15 protein-coding genes and 1 pseudogene are annotated in these 13,892 nt (G+C 67.9%); 10 read left to right on the top strand and 6 right to left on the bottom strand.

The window, feature by feature from the left end; genetic code table 11:
- Positions 1 to 314 precede the first annotated feature (314 nt).
- Positions 315 to 1,958: a sigma-54-dependent Fis family transcriptional regulator gene (locus ACWCO2_RS07585; RefSeq protein WP_450126890.1), complete on the bottom strand. Its 1,644-nt coding sequence runs from the start codon at positions 1,956 to 1,958 to the stop codon at positions 315 to 317.
- A gap of 385 nt (positions 1,959 to 2,343) precedes the next feature.
- Here ACWCO2_RS07585 and ACWCO2_RS07580 point away from each other — a divergent pair, with 385 nt between their 5' ends.
- The 4 genes from ACWCO2_RS07580 to ACWCO2_RS07565 all read left to right on the top strand — a co-directional run bounded on the left by ACWCO2_RS07580 (position 2,344) and on the right by ACWCO2_RS07565 (position 4,751).
- Positions 2,344 to 2,631 carry an amidohydrolase family protein gene (locus tag ACWCO2_RS07580; protein WP_450126889.1) on the top strand — a complete coding sequence of 96 codons (288 nt, stop codon included), beginning with the start codon at positions 2,344 to 2,346 and terminating at the stop codon, positions 2,629 to 2,631.
- A 254-nt stretch (positions 2,632 to 2,885) separates the two neighbouring features.
- Positions 2,886 to 3,449, top strand: a complete 564-nt coding sequence (locus tag ACWCO2_RS07575) for an MFS transporter (RefSeq protein ID WP_450126888.1) — start codon at positions 2,886 to 2,888, stop codon at positions 3,447 to 3,449.
- Positions 3,380 to 4,228, top strand: coding sequence for an MFS transporter (locus ACWCO2_RS07570; RefSeq protein ID WP_450126887.1), 849 nt, complete (start codon positions 3,380 to 3,382; stop codon positions 4,226 to 4,228). The genes ACWCO2_RS07575 and ACWCO2_RS07570 overlap by 70 nt, the downstream gene beginning before the upstream one ends.
- 10 nt (positions 4,229 to 4,238) lie before the next feature.
- A complete protein-coding gene (locus tag ACWCO2_RS07565; RefSeq protein WP_450126886.1) occupies positions 4,239 to 4,751 on the top strand; it encodes a pyridoxamine 5'-phosphate oxidase family protein in 513 nt (170 codons plus the stop codon).
- 156 nt (positions 4,752 to 4,907) lie between these two features.
- Here ACWCO2_RS07565 and ACWCO2_RS07560 read toward each other — a convergent pair.
- Positions 4,908 to 5,315 (bottom strand): annotated as a pseudogene (locus tag ACWCO2_RS07560) (MmyB family transcriptional regulator); the annotation flags it as partial.
- A gap of 220 nt (positions 5,316 to 5,535) precedes the next feature.
- Between ACWCO2_RS07560 and ACWCO2_RS07555 the strand changes: the two are divergent.
- Complete coding sequence (locus ACWCO2_RS07555) at positions 5,536 to 6,579, top strand: polyprenyl synthetase family protein (protein ID WP_450126885.1); 1,044 nt, start codon at positions 5,536 to 5,538, stop codon at positions 6,577 to 6,579.
- A 5-nt stretch (positions 6,580 to 6,584) separates the two neighbouring features.
- Here the strand turns inward: ACWCO2_RS07555 and ACWCO2_RS07550 are convergent, their stop codons facing one another.
- The 3 genes from ACWCO2_RS07550 to ACWCO2_RS07540 form a co-directional block, all read right to left on the bottom strand.
- A complete protein-coding gene (locus ACWCO2_RS07550) occupies positions 6,585 to 7,034 on the bottom strand; it encodes a VOC family protein (protein WP_450126884.1) in 450 nt (149 codons plus the stop codon).
- Positions 7,035 to 7,061: 27 nt separating this feature from the next.
- Positions 7,062 to 8,063 (bottom strand): DUF5996 family protein, encoded by a 1,002-nt coding sequence (locus ACWCO2_RS07545; protein ID WP_450126883.1) that lies wholly within the window; start codon positions 8,061 to 8,063, stop codon positions 7,062 to 7,064.
- Positions 8,064 to 8,138: 75 nt separating this feature from the next.
- Complete coding sequence (locus ACWCO2_RS07540; RefSeq protein WP_450126882.1) at positions 8,139 to 9,218, bottom strand: DUF4185 domain-containing protein; 1,080 nt, start codon at positions 9,216 to 9,218, stop codon at positions 8,139 to 8,141.
- 796 nt (positions 9,219 to 10,014) lie between these two features.
- Here ACWCO2_RS07540 and ACWCO2_RS07535 point away from each other — a divergent pair.
- The 5 genes from ACWCO2_RS07535 (at position 10,015) to ACWCO2_RS07515 (ending at position 13,274) form a co-directional block, all read left to right on the top strand.
- A complete protein-coding gene (locus ACWCO2_RS07535) occupies positions 10,015 to 10,506 on the top strand; it encodes a GreA/GreB family elongation factor (RefSeq protein ID WP_450126881.1) in 492 nt (163 codons plus the stop codon).
- Between the two features lie 18 nt (positions 10,507 to 10,524).
- Positions 10,525 to 11,109 (top strand): DUF488 domain-containing protein, encoded by a 585-nt coding sequence (locus tag ACWCO2_RS07530; protein WP_450126880.1) that lies wholly within the window; start codon positions 10,525 to 10,527, stop codon positions 11,107 to 11,109.
- A 135-nt stretch (positions 11,110 to 11,244) separates the two neighbouring features.
- Positions 11,245 to 12,264: a Dyp-type peroxidase gene (locus tag ACWCO2_RS07525; RefSeq protein WP_450126879.1), complete on the top strand. Its 1,020-nt coding sequence runs from the start codon at positions 11,245 to 11,247 to the stop codon at positions 12,262 to 12,264.
- A complete protein-coding gene (locus tag ACWCO2_RS07520; protein ID WP_450126878.1) occupies positions 12,261 to 13,058 on the top strand; it encodes a family 1 encapsulin nanocompartment shell protein in 798 nt (265 codons plus the stop codon). Before ACWCO2_RS07525 ends, ACWCO2_RS07520 begins: the two co-directional genes overlap by 4 nt.
- Positions 13,059 to 13,076: 18 nt before the next feature.
- Positions 13,077 to 13,274: a hypothetical protein gene (locus tag ACWCO2_RS07515; protein WP_450126877.1), complete on the top strand. Its 198-nt coding sequence runs from the start codon at positions 13,077 to 13,079 to the stop codon at positions 13,272 to 13,274.
- Between the two features lie 88 nt (positions 13,275 to 13,362).
- On the opposite strand, the gene ACWCO2_RS07510 is transcribed toward ACWCO2_RS07515, so the two are convergent.
- Positions 13,363 to 13,836, bottom strand: a complete 474-nt coding sequence (locus ACWCO2_RS07510) for a dihydrofolate reductase (protein WP_450127008.1) — start codon at positions 13,834 to 13,836, stop codon at positions 13,363 to 13,365.
- Positions 13,837 to 13,892 lie beyond the last annotated feature (56 nt).

Here is a 13,892-nt window from a genome sequence, read left to right as displayed (position 1 = left end):
CGCGATCCCCCGGCCATCGGTGCGCTTAGAAGATCCGCACCCCGCCGATCAATGATCGCTACCGGATCGGGTGGTCAACTGTTCAACTTCTGAACACCTCAGTGCCTGTTTTTGATCCTTTGCCTTTGATGCGCCGAAGGCGCATAGCCCACCCTCGCAACTCGCACCGCCGCGGGTTCTCAGCGCCCGCCTGGCGAGGACGGCCCTGACGCCGCGTATTGGCATACAAAATAAGTCCGGGCACCCGCAGTCCAGGCGGGCGCTGAGGTTCCGCTACCCGCACCGGCACGCAAAACGAGTTCAAAAACAGGTTTTCAGCGGGGCAGCCCGAAGGTGCGCATCCGGCTGTAGAGGGTGGTGCGGCTGATCCCCAGGCGTTGAGCGGCGTGCACCTTGTTGCCGTCCGTGACTCGCAGCGCCTCGGCGATGGCGTCGCGTTCAGCGCGTTCCCTGCCGGTCAGCCGGGCGGTGCGGCTGGTCGTGCGGTAGGCGGCCGGCAGATCGCGGATGGTGATATCACCGGCTGTGCGATGTTCGGCGCTCGCGCGGAGAACTCCCTGCAGTTCCCGCAGGTTTCCCGGCCACGGCTGCGCGATCAGCGCTTCGAGTGCGCTGGGTGCGATCCGCGCGCCGGGGCGGAGTTCGGTGAGCATGGCGTGCGCGATCCCGGCGAACTCGTCGTCCCGGTTGCGCAGGGGAGGCAGGTCCACCCGGGTCGGGCAGATGGCGGCAGCGCTGCGGGCTCCGGCGTGCAGGTCAGCCTGCGGTGCGGAGGTGAGCACCACGCGGGGGCGTTCGGCGAGCCTGCGAGCCAGCCGTGCGCACAACGCATCGGGCAGGAGCTCGATCCGTTCGACGATCAGCGCGTCCGCCGTCGTCGAGTCGAGCCGTTCGGCCCATTGCCGCTCGCCGAGCACGACCACGTCCGCAGCGTCGATCAGGTCAGCGCGATCGCCGACGACGAGCCTCGCGGCACGGGTGCGACCGGTGCCCGGTTCGCCCGCGACGAGCACTGGTTCTCCGCTGGTGCGGAGCTCTTTCAGTCGACTGTCCAGGGTGGACTGCCGCGATCCGGTGGTGAGGCCGCGCGGCACCCGGGATCGGGAGCGGGGAGTCAGTTCGATGAGAACCCCGTCCTGCGTACCGCCGACCTTCTGCGCTCGCAGGGCGACCGGGGCGCCGGAGCCCAGCACCAGGTCGCGCGCGAGCTCTCCGGAGGTGGGAGCGGAGGAGGTGATGTCGCGCAGGACCGCGTGATCGGACGGTTCCAGCAGGTCGAGGGCGGCCCGGTTGGTCAGCACGAGCTCGTCGCCGAACGCGACCACGGCTCGGCACCGGCGCCGCGCGGCGTCCTGGAAAGCTTGCAGCAGCCGCTTCTCGGATTGTTGCGCGCCTTCCCACAATCGCTGCTCGATGTCCTCCACCGCGCGTTGCATCAGCGGCGGGAACAGCGGGTTCGCCTCGGGCCCGACCCCGGTGATGTCCAGAACGCCTTCTATTCGCCGGGTCACGGGGTTGCGTATCGGGTGGCCGTAGCAGCTGAACATCTTCAGCGCCTCGACGAAGTGCTCGTGCCCGTGCACGGTGACGCCCCGCATGACTTCGAACGGCGTGCCTAGCGCGTTGGTTCCGGCGTTCTCCTCGGTGAACTGCGCGCCCGGGACCGCGCTGATCTGGTCCAGGGCGAGTTCGGTGCGCAGATCGGTGAATCTGCGATCCACGATCCGGCAGGCGCTGTCGGCGAGCGCGATGCAGAAGGTGGTGCCGGACAGCCGAACGGCGAGCTCGTCCAACACCGGGGCAGAGGCGATCAGGAGTCGGCTGCGGGGGTCGAACTCGGCGATGTTCAACCGGTCCACCGCCGACTCCGGCCGCAGCCCGCTCAGGATGGCGCGCCGCCAGGATGACTCGATCTCAGCGCGCACCGCGTGGCTGAACTGGGCAGTGCTCGTGTTCACCGCATCCTCCCGGACCTGCGCGAGGGCGAGCAGCCCGTCGAGCGACCCACCGGCTGTTAACGGAAGTTAACGCAGGATTATGTGTGACTCCCGCCACCTGGATCAAGCCCTGCGTCCAATCGCGCGACAACCGTGGCCCCGCTGAGACCTCTCGAATGCGCCTGTTGCTGATCATCGACACGCACCTGCTAAGCGGGCCGAGGTCCTCCGGAGGAGTGCTGGGGCGTCGTGACCATTGCTGACGTCACCCTCCACTCGCTCCCGCTCCGGCGCTGATCGTGCTTGGTCCGACCGGGCATCTGAAGTGCACCAGATGTCAGCTGTCGATATCTGGACTTCCGCGAATCCGATCTGGCTATTCGCACACCGGCGTTGGCGCTCGAGCATGCGGGTAGCCAGATCGGCGCAGAGGATCAGTGGCAGTCGCACCAGCCGAAGCGGACGCGTGATCGGGCCGCAGTTCCGGACCACGGTCGAGCACGCGTTGTGCGCCGAAACCATCGACGCCGCCTGGCAGCTGTTCGCGGAGCACGAGGTGGGTTCGCTGGAGGTCGGCAAGCGCGCGGACCTGGTCGTCATGGACGTCGACCCGCACGTCGTGCCACGGGGCGAGATCGGGGACATCCCGATCCGCGCGACCTGCCTCGACGGTCGCTGCGCCTTCTGGGAATGAGCGGGATGTCCTTGCCCGGCGCGCCGGACACCCCGGTCCCGCAGCAATGGCCCACGTTGGTGACCGGCAGCCACCAACGGTGCGCGTACGCGCTGATCGGCCCGTCGCGAGCCGACGCCTGTTCGAGGTGAAATCCGGTGCGCTGACGGGGAAATCTCGCGACGTGACAGGTCTTGACCGGGGTTGACCGGGTGCGTAGCTTGCCACAAGCAAGCGCTTGGTTATATCCAGGTGCCTGGAGAGCGGTGGTGTCGATGACGAGGCAGGAACCGGCTGCTCCCGAGACCGAGGTGGACGGCGGCGCGCGCGATCACGCGCGGCAGGTGCGCAGGGTGGCGTTCTCCGGCTTGCTCGGAACCGTCATCGAGTATTCCGACTTCTTGCTCTACAGCACGATGGCCGCACTGGTCTTCGGCACCTTGTACTTCCCGGCGTCGAATCCGGCGACTTCGACGATCGCGGCCTTCGGCACGCTCGCCGCCGGGTACGTCGCGCGGCCGCTCGGCGGGCTGCTGTTCGGGCACTTCGGCGACCGGCTCGGGCGCAAGTCGGCCCTGGTGACGAGCATGCTGCTGATGGGGGTGGCGAGCGTTCTCATCGGCGTGCTGCCCACCTACGGGACTCTCGGGCTGACGGCGCCGCTGCTGCTCGTGCTGTTGCGCGTCGTGCAGGGCATCGCGGTCGGCGGTGAGTACGGCGGCGCCGCGCTGATGGTCATCGAGCATGCGGACCCGCGACGGCGCGGCGCATGGGTGGGGATCATGCAGATGGGCTCACGCTCGGGTCGCTGCTGTCCAACGGAGCGGTGGCGCTGGTGACCTTGCTGCCGAAGGAGCAGTTCCTGGCGTGGGGCTGGCGGATCCCGTTCCTGGCCAGCGCAGTGCTGCTCATCATCGGGCTCTACGTCCGGCTGAGCGTTGCGGAGAGCCCGCTGTTCCGGGAAGCCGTAGCGGCGGGGAAAGCCCTCGAACAGGAGCCGATGCCGCTGGTACAGGTGCCCAGGAAGCCGCGTGCGGTGCTGCTCGCCTGCGCGGCGGGCATCGGCCCGTTCGCGCTGACCGCCCTGATCGGTTCGCACAGCGTCGCCTACGCATCCGGGCTGGGCTACGAGCTGCCGGACATCATGCGGGCGCACATGCTGATCAGCCTCACCGGACTCGTCGGCATCCCGCTGTTCTCGGCGCTGTCCGACAGGATCGGGCGGCGGCGGGTGCTGATGATGGGGGCGATCGGCGCCTTTGCCTTCGCCTTCCCGATGTACGCGCTCGTCGGGTCCGGATCGGTGACGGGGCTGACCGCGGCGCTGGTGATCGCCCAGGTCTTCCAGAACCTGATGTACGCGCCGCTGGCCCCGATGCTGTCGGAGATGTTCGGCACCCGCGTCCGCTACACCGGCGTGTCCCTCGGGTACCAGCTGGCGAGCCTGCTCGGAGCCGGTTTCACCCCGATGGTCGCCGCCGCACTGGTGGCCGGCACGGGAGGATCGAGCCTGCCGCTGAGCTGGATCATCGTGGTCGCGGTCGGAGTCAGCACCACCGCCGTGCTGCTGATCTCCGAGACCCGCGGCCGCGAACTCCGCGACGAACCCGCCGGTTAGGAGGAGAGCAGTGGGACGCAACCAGCGATCCGAAGTCGAGATGACGCCGGAGGAGATCTCGGCCTTCGTGTCCACCCAGCGCACCGCAACGTTGATCACGCTCGGCCCGAGAGGCCACCCGCACGCGATCGCGATGTGGTTCGCCGTCATCGACGGTGCCCTGTGGTTCGAAACCAAGACCAAGGCGCAGAAGGCCGTCAACATCCGCCGCGACCCGAGGGTCACCGCGCTCATCGAGGACGGGCTGACCTACGACGTGCTGCGAGGCGTTTCGATGGAAGGACGAGCAGAGCTCGTGGACGACGCTGAAGCGCTCTGGAACGTCGGTGTCGACATGTGGGAGCGCTACCACGGTCCGTACGACGAAGAGGTGAAGCCGCTGGTGGAGACGATGCTCCACAAGCGCACCGCCATGCGGCTGCACGTCGACCGCACGAGGTCCTGGGACCACCGGAAACTCGGCCTGCCCCCGATGCCCTTCGGCGGAACGACAGCCTCCTCCCGCCGTGACGATGTCGGATGAACGTCCACTGCGGGCTGAGCTGTTTGCGGAACTCTGGAAGCTCACTCCTGCGAAGACGTTTCCCGTGCCGGGGACTTCTGCTGTTCCGTCGCCGTCGAGCTGGGCGAGCGCTTCCGGCGACCGGGAGCCGGGCTCCGCGGTGCAACCGACGACGGTGAGCCCCTCGGTGCCGGCGATCTTGAGGCCTTTGAAGCGAAGCTTCAGCTCGCCCACGGCGGGGTGGTGGAACAGCTTCTCGCCCCGGTTGTGCGCTCGCACGTCGTGCCTGGACCAGCGGGTGCGGAACTCGTCGCTGCGCTTGGCCAGCTCGCCGATGAGCCCGGTGACCGCCTTCGAGTAGGGCGAGCGGGCTGCCTCGACGCGCAGCAGCGCGACGGCATCGTCGGCTGCTTGCTCCCAGGCCGGGAACACCTGGTCGGCGTGGTCGTCCAGGAAGATGAAGCGGGCCAGGTTCAGGGGAGCGGGCTGACGTTCGAAGACGGCGGCGTAGAGTGCTCGACCCAGTGCGTTGGTCCCGAGGATGTCGAGGTAACCGTTCTGCACGATCGCCGGTGCCGAGACCATCGCGTCCGCCAGGGCCTGGACACCCTCCGGGAGGTGGTTGTCGTTGGTGGACGGTCCTGGTCCTCGGTCTAGTTGATACCTGGCCGAAAGTATGAGAGAAGCTGGCCAAGTCTCGGCCGATCGGTTGATCTTCGTTGCCATTTCGGCCGATACGACCAGCTCCCGGGGCGGATAGCTTCGATCAGATCGGGGGACGAGACCAGGATTGAGGCGGATCACGATGACGTTTCCAGCCACTGCGAGCACTGATCACGAGCTGGGGCTCAACGCGATCCGGCGTGCCCGCGAGCTCACCGAACCGGTGCTGCGAGACATCGTCGACCGGCTAGGCCCATCGCTGGGCCGTGTCGGCAGATACCACTTCGGCTGGTGGTCCGGAAGTTCCAGTGCTTCGGGCAAGGCCATCCGACCAACCTTGGCCGTGCTCGCGGCGGAGGCGGTCGGTGCCGAGGCGTCGGACGCGATCCCCGCGGCGGCGGCCGCTGAGCTCGTGCACAACTTCAGCCTGATCCACGACGACATCATCGACAACGACGAGCTGCGGCGCGGTCAGTCGGCGGTGTGGAAGGAGTTCGGGGTCCCGGCGGCGATCCTGATCGGCGATGCACTGCACTCCGAGGCGTTCGGCGCCTTGCTGAACAGCGGTCGCCCCAGCGCGGCTGCGGCGGCGATGCGCCTGTCCACCGCGATGCGGGAAGTCGTCGTGGGGCAGGTCGAGGACATCCGGTTCACCGAGCGGCCGTGGACGGGCGAGCAGGCGGTGCGCATCGCCGAGTACCAGTCGATGGCGGAGGCCAAAACCGGTGCGCTGCTGGCGTTCTCGGCCTCCGCCGGAGCCTTGCTGGGCGGTGCGGACACCGCGGTCGCGGACTGCTTCGACCGCCTCGGACGCCATCTGGGCCTGGCGTTCCAGTGCACCGACGACGTGCTCGGCATCTGGGGCGACCCGGCGAAGACCGGCAAACCGGTGTTCGGCGATCTGCGCGAAGGCAAGCGGACCCTGCCGATCATTGCCGCACTGACCGCCGGTGGTTCCGCGAGCGAGCGGTTGGGGGCGCTCGTCGAACGCGGCGTGCACACCGACTTCGAGCTCCGGCTGGCGGCGGAGCTCGTCGAGGAGGCTGGAGGCCGCGAGTTCGCCGAACGGGAAGCCGCCAGACACCTAGCCGGGGTCGACGACTGCCTGGCCTCGCTGGCGATGCCGGCCGAGACCCTCGCTTGCTACGAAGCCCTGGCCCAGTCCCTGATCGGGAGGTCCAAATGAGCTGATCAGCTACCAGCTGGTGGGTCGGCGTAGACGCCTTTCACCATGCCGGTGGCCTGGCCGATCTCGATCAGGTAGCCGTCCGGGTCGCGCAGGTAGCAGCGGATCTCGGCCTTGCGGTCGATCGGCTCGGTGAGGAACTCAGCGCCCTTGCTGCGTGCATGGGCGTAGAAGGCGGCGATGTCGGCGACCCGAACGTTGAGGAAGGACGACACCACGTCGGTCGAATCCGGTGGGCGCAAGACGGTTTCGGGCTTGTCCGGGGTCGGACCGCCGCCGGGGTTCATGATGATCCAGCCGTTGGAGATCTTCACGATGCACGGGTTCTCCGCCAGCACGACCTGCCCACCGAAGACATCGGCGTAGAAGGCCCGGGAACGGGCCACATCGGACACGGTCAGGAAGTGGGTCAACACCAGCCCGGATTCGGGTGCCGGTAGGTCGTCGGTGCTCATAGTTGCTGCCTCCTGCGGGGATCGCCTTCAGCTGGGTGGCCTTCGACCGGACGCGTTGGGGGAGTTGTGCGGGGCGTGGCTCTCCAGATCGCCGCGGTTCCACCTGCCGGCTTCGGCGGCGGCCTGGTAAGTCGTCTGCAGGAACTCCAGCAAGGTCTTGTCCGGATCGTCGGAGGTGCGCACGGTGGCGTACGGAAGCAGGAACTCGCCGAAGTTCGCGTCGTAGGCCGCGGCTTCCGGCGACACGGGATGCTCGGCATAACCGGGCGGTTCCGGGTAGGCATAGGAGTAGAAGCTGCCCTCTTCGCTGCCGCCGGGCCAGAAGCCGCAGCTGGACAGCTCGTGCGAGTAGGCCTCGACCATGACCCAGTCGCCGCAGTTCGGGGCGCCACCGGGATGTGGTGGGGCAGTACGTCCGGAGAACCTGGTGCAGGCCAGGTCCATCGCGCCCCAGAAGAAGTGCACGGGGCTGACCTTGCCGATGAACCGGGACCGGAACCGGCTCATCACCTGGTGCGCGGCCACCAGCTGGCCCCAGAACCGCTGTGCGTGGTCGGGGCTGTATGAGGCGTGCTCGGTGTCATCGGCGAACGGGATGGCGCGCACGACCTCGACCGGGCGCCCGAAGATGGGAACCTCCAGGTCGAGTTCGGCGAGCGCGGCCATGACCTCGTGGTTGAACGTGGCCACTGACTTTGGCTCCAAGGCCACCTGGCGCGCGCCGCCGTTGCTGGAACGGATCTGCAGCTGGTGGTCGACGAAGTCGAACTCCAAGTCGAACAGCCGTCCGCCGTGCGGGATCGCCGAGGTGGAAAGGCCCCGCGGAGTCACGTACAGCGGCACCTGCCACCAGTGCGGGGCCATCGGCGCTTGCACCAGCCGGATCTTGCCCACGATCTGGGTCCACATGTGCAGCGTGTCCCGCGTGGCGGTCCACTCGTCGACCGGGAGGCTCGGCCAGTCCGCGGTGAGACCGGCCCCGGCTCGCTGCGTGCAGGTCATCGGCGCGCCCCCAAAGTCGTCGTCCATCACGCTCCGGCACGGATTACCCAGGTTCGGGCACCAATGCACTTCTCGGCCGAGATGACGAGCTGGGGCGCACTCCTACCCGGTGATGCGCCGGGCGACCTCGCGCGCCATGCGGAAGATGCCCGCGCCGCGATGGGATTTGCCCGGCTCAGCGAGGTCCGGTGCGGACTGGCCGGCTCCGGGGACGCTCCCGGCGAACTGCATGGCCCGGTACGGCCAGTTGCGCTCGGTGTTCCACTGGCTGACCACCAGGTGCAGGTCGTCCAGCGTCGAGCCGGGAACGATGTAGCCGCCGTAGAGCTGGGCGACCCGACCGTCGCCGTGGTCCTCGTGCTGCCACGACGTGCCGTGCAGCATGGTGCCGCGGGCGGCTTCGTACAGGTTCGACGTGGGGTCGTCGAGGTCCAGGACGTCGATCCGGTAGTTGCCGGCGTCGAAGCAGCACAGCAGCCACCTGTTCTCGATCCGCCGTAAGCAGAGCTCACCGAACGCGCCGGTGAGGGCGACCGTAGGCGGGTTCCCCCACGCCCAGGCGCCGTCGCGGAAGCCCCAGCCCTCCCATGCGCGCGGATCACCGATCTGGTCGGCGGGCACGCGCTGCAGGATGAGGCCCTTGTCCCGCTGGAAACCGGTCGAGAAGGCGTAGACGTAACCGTCGTCGCCCTGCTCCCAGGTCAGCATCTGGAACAAGCCGCCGTGCTGGTCACCAGGCCAGGTCGCGCCGGTGCGGTGCCAGGTCTCGCCGTTGTCGGTGGACCGGTGCACCTCGGTCCAGTGCACGTTGCCGAGTCCTTCGCAGACCATGACGTGCAGGTACATCTCACGACCGATGGTGATCACGTCGGTGGGCAGCGTGGTGGTCACCCGCCGCCCGCGCACGACCGAGTCGTGCTCGTAGTCGAGCGCTTGATCGGCGTAGGACCGCGGACCGGTGGAGCCGGTCCACTGGATCCCGCTCCTGGCCGTCGCCGGATCCCCGAACAGCACGACGGGCGACCGCCAACCGGGACCGCCCACGCCGGCCTGCTCGAAGGTGTCGCCGAACACCGAAACCAGCCGCCCGTCCGGAGCGATCGCAGTCACCCCGAGATCGGTCCCACCCACTCCGAAGGAGTCGGTGATCCCAGGCCCGGTCAAATCCTTAACCTTGCGCACCGAAAGCCACACCTTCCCCGCGCGCCGCAACGATGTTCAACGCAACAGCAGCGCCTTCGACAACGGTGTACACCCGCGATTCTAAGCGCCACGAAGACCAACTCCGAGTGCGTCAGCACACAACTGTGAAATGCGCGGATTGGGCTTTTTGTGAAAGGTGAACACCATGCCCAACGGGCATGCGCGACGGACCCCACGGTGGTGACGTCCAGCAGTTCTTCCTGAAATTGGCTCCCGATGTCAGTGCCCGACCCCGGATGGTGCGCGAGAAGCCCGAACTCGACCGGCCCGACCAGCAGCGGCAGACTCGCACTGGCCGCCCGAAGTCGCTCCGCGACGTCCTCATCGGACCCGCCCGCACTGCGCTGACAACTCCATCCCAGCAGCCGGATCCCGGCATCGAGCCCGATCCCGGGGTCCCACCCGAGCGGATCGAAGAAGCGAGTGACTCCGTCGATGAGTCCCACGCCGAACGGAGATCCCGTCAACACCTCTATTGCGGCAGGTGCCGGAGCTGCAGACCCGAGCATCATCTCAAGACTGTTGGTTTAGCAGTACGGCCCGGAACCCACATAACGCATCGTCTTGCGAGAGAGCATGGCGGAATTTCACCGCATATTTCAAGATTTCTGCTCCGCTCTTGGCAATCGAGGCGTTTTTCCTGAAGTTGGCCCCTTTTTCGACAGCTGTGCCGAAGCCAATCGCAGCAACACCGCCCCGAGGATGAGACGGAGAGCGTTTTCCGGCCAGAGCCCGCAGGATGTCAGGAGGTGACCACGTTCGAGGAGGTGCGGACATGACTTTCGAGGACTCCCGTGGACAGTTGTCGGAGCAGGCCCGCGGCAAGTTGGAGGAAGAACTGACGACGCTGCGGGAACGCCGCCGCACGCTGGTCGCTGCGATACGCCAGCAGGAGAGCGACGTGGGAGACCGCGCCGACGAAGCCAACGCTCTGGAGACGGGGGATGAGCTGGCCGCGATCGACGAGCGCATCAGGGCGGTGACGGATCTGCTCGTCGGCGGCCCGGGGAAGACCCCGACAGGTCAGGTGCCGGACGGCACCACAGCCACCCTGTGCTTCGACGACGGCACCGAGCAGACGGTGCGGGCGGTGGCGATCACCGAGGAGATCGCCAGCAGACAGCAAGGCGCCACCGTGACCACGGACAGCCCGCTGGGCCTGGCGCTCGCCGGTCACCGCACCGGTGACACGATCAGCTACGCGACGCCGGACGGCGACGTGCGCGCCCGCATCATTTCCCTGGAGTTCCCGGAGAACAGCGAGTAGAACGGCGCGGAGTCCGATGTGGACGCATCAACGAGCGAGGACCGCGGCCCGCGAGCGATCCGGCTGCTGACCTTCGGCCACGGCACCGCCGACGCAGCGACCATGACCAACCTGCTGCGAAACGCCGAAGTCCACCAGCTGGTCGACGTGCGCACCGCACCCGGCAGCCGCCACAATCCCGACGCCACCCGAGCAGCGATGTCGCACTGGCTGCCCGCTGCTGGCATCGGCTACCGCTGGGAAAAGCGCCTCGGCGGTTGGCGCCGGGCGCGCGCGGACAGCCCCGACACCGCGCTGCGCAACCAGGCGTTCAGCGGCTATGCCGAGCACATGCGTTCCGCTGGATTCCGGGACGCCATCGACGATCTGATCGCCGATGCGGCCGTGGAGCTGAACGCGGTGATGTGCGCCGAATCGCTCTGGTGGCGCTGCCATCGCAAGATGATCGCCGACTTCCTGACCCTGGTGCGCGGCGTGGAGGTCGGCCACCTGATGCACGACGGAAAGGTGCGCCCGCACCGCCCCAGCCCCGAAGCCCGCCTGGTCCCGGAACGAGGTGTGCTCATCTACGACGCCGGGCAGCCTCGACTCGACGTCGATTGACAGCGCGCCGAACACCCGAGCGGTGATGTTGCCGAGTGCCAACGGGTCCTGCATGCTTCCCGCGGAGAACCGCAGCGACGCTGGTTTCGGCGAATCGCGACCACGTGCGGTGCGACGACGTTCTGGAGGACCGGCGTGGCGAACCCGCCCGATGAGCCACCGGAGCCGCAACCGGTGCTGACCTCGCTGACCGGCTCGGCGATCTTCCTGGTGCTGACGATCAACGGCGGCGGCGAGCCAGCGGTACGGGATCTGCTCGGAGACCTGGCCGGACTGCAGCGCGCGGTGGGCTTCCGCTACCCCGAAGGTGGCCTGGCCTGCGTGGCAGGCATCGGCTCGACCGCCTGGAACCGCCTGTACTCCGGCCCCCGCCCGGCCGGTCTGCACGTGCTGCCCGAGTACGCCGGACCGCACCACCGAGCGGTGTCCACCCCAGGTGACGTCCTGCTGCACATCCGAGCCAGGCAGATGTTCCTCTGCTTCGAACTCGCCACGCAGATCCTGACCCGCCTGGGCAGTGCGGTCTCCGTGGTCGACGAGGTGCACGGCTTCAAGTACTGGGATCAGCGCGACCTGCTCGGCTTCGTCGACGGCACCGAGAACCCCGACGGCAACGCGGCGCACAAGGCGGTGACGGTCACCGCGGACCAGGACGCTCCGTTCGAGGGCGCCAGTTACGTCATCGTGCAGAAGTACTTGCACGACACGGAATCCTGGAACGCGCTGCCGGTCGAGGAGCAGGAGCGGATCATCGGCCGCACGAAGCTCGACGACATCGAGATGGCCGACGACGTCAAACCGGCCGACTCGCACGTCGCGGTCAACACGATCACCGAGGCGGACGGCACTCAGCGGCAGATCGTGCGCGACAACATGCCGTTCGGCAGCCTCGGCGACGGCGAGTTCGGCACCTACTTCATCGGCTACGCCAACGATCCGGCGGTGATCGAGCTGATGCTGGAGCGGATGTTCACCGGCACCGGCGAGGCGACCCACGACCGGATCCTGGACTTCTCGACGGCGAAGACCGGATCGCTGTTCGTCGTGCCCACCGCGGACTTCCTCGACGACCAGCCACCCCCGCCGGAGCCGGGGCGCACGACCGAGGCCGATGCATCGCTGCGGATCGGCAGCCTGAAGGGACGACAGCCATGAACAACCTGCACCGCGAGCTGGCCCCGATCTCGGCGGCGGCCTGGCAGGACCTGGAGGACCAGGTCCGCGAGGTGTTCGTGCTCAACGCCGGCGCCCGCCGGGTCGTGGACATGCCGGACCCGAAGGGCCCCGAACTGGCTGCGGTGGGCACCGGCCACCTCGGCGAGCCCACCACCGCGGCGGCGGGCGTGCAGATGCGCGTCCGCGTGGCCCAGCCGGTCGTCGAACTGCGGATGCCGTTCCGAGTCTCACGCGAGGCGGTCGATTCGGTGGAGCGCGGCGCTCAGGGCGCCGACTGGTCACCCGCGGTCATCGCCGCGCAGCAGATGGCCTTGGCCGAGGACAGCGCCATCTTCGACGGCCTGCCGTCCGCAGATACCGACGGTCTGCGCAGCGGCTCGTCCCACGAGGTCATCGCCCTGCCAGCGGACGTCTCAGCCGTCCCGGAAGCGGTGGCGCAAGCACGCACTGCGCTGCGATCGGCAGGTGTCGGCGGCCCCTGCGCACTGCTGCTGAGCCCTGACATCCACACCGCGGTCAGCGGCGCGGTGATCGGCGGGCGACTCGCGGTCGAGGAGCTTTCACGCGTCGTCGGCGGTGACATCGTGTGGTCACCAGCCCTGGACGGAGGCCTGCTGGTGTCGACCCGCGGCGGCGACAGCGAACTGGTCCTCGGCCGCGATCTGTCGATCGGCTACCTCGGCCACGACACAACATCGATCGAGCTGTACCTGGAGGAGAGCTTCGCCTTCCAGCTGCACAGCCCCGAAGCAGCCATCGAACTGGCGAGCTGAGCCCGGCGAGGAGCAAACATGACCGAAGACCCGAACCCGGACCCGGGCTGGTACTTCAACCTCCGCACCCACAAGGTCGAACACCACGACCGAGCGCGAGCCAGCGACCTCCTCGGCCCCTACCCGGACGAAGAAACAGCCCGAAGAGCCCTCGAACTAGCAGCCGAAAGAACCCGCCAAGCCGACGCCGAAGACGAAAAGTGGAACGACGACTGACGCGACTCGCCACTCGATCCCGTCTTGGTGCAGCCGACGGGTAGTCCGCTGTGGAGAAGCAGGCCGTGTTGGCGGTCAGCAGCGGGTATCAGTTCGCGGGGTGGTCGTGCCGTCGCTGGTAAGTGACCCAGCTGTAGGAGCTCCGCCTGACGCGGTCTGTCTCGTGCCACGAGGTGGGGTCGATCTTCGGGAAGTGGACATCGCCCGCCAGGTCGGCGTTGATCTCGGTGATCTCGAGTCGATCGGCAGCGCCGATGAGTTGGGCGTAGATCTCGCCTCCGCCGAAGCAGAAGACCTCGTCGTCGTTGGCTGCTGCCATCGCTTCGGCGATCGAACCCACGACTGTGATGCCTTCGGGTGCCCAGTCGGTGCGGCGAGTGACGACGATCGAGCGTCGGCCGGGCAGGGGGCGGCCGATCGAGTCGAACGTGCGCCGTCCCATCACCAGGGTCTTTCCCGTGGTGATTCCCTTGACGCGTTGGAGGTCGTCTTTGTCCCTCCACACCAGATCTCCATCGCGGCCGATCACGCGGTTCCGGGCTACTGCTGCGATGAGCGTCATGATCACGGGGTCATTATCGCCTAGCACATGCCGGTTGTGGTGCGGCACGACCGGAC

It is taken from the genome of Saccharopolyspora sp. NPDC002376 (assembly GCF_053593195.1).
Note: the sequence above shows the minus strand (reverse complement) of the source record. Positions and strands in the feature narration are given on the sequence as shown.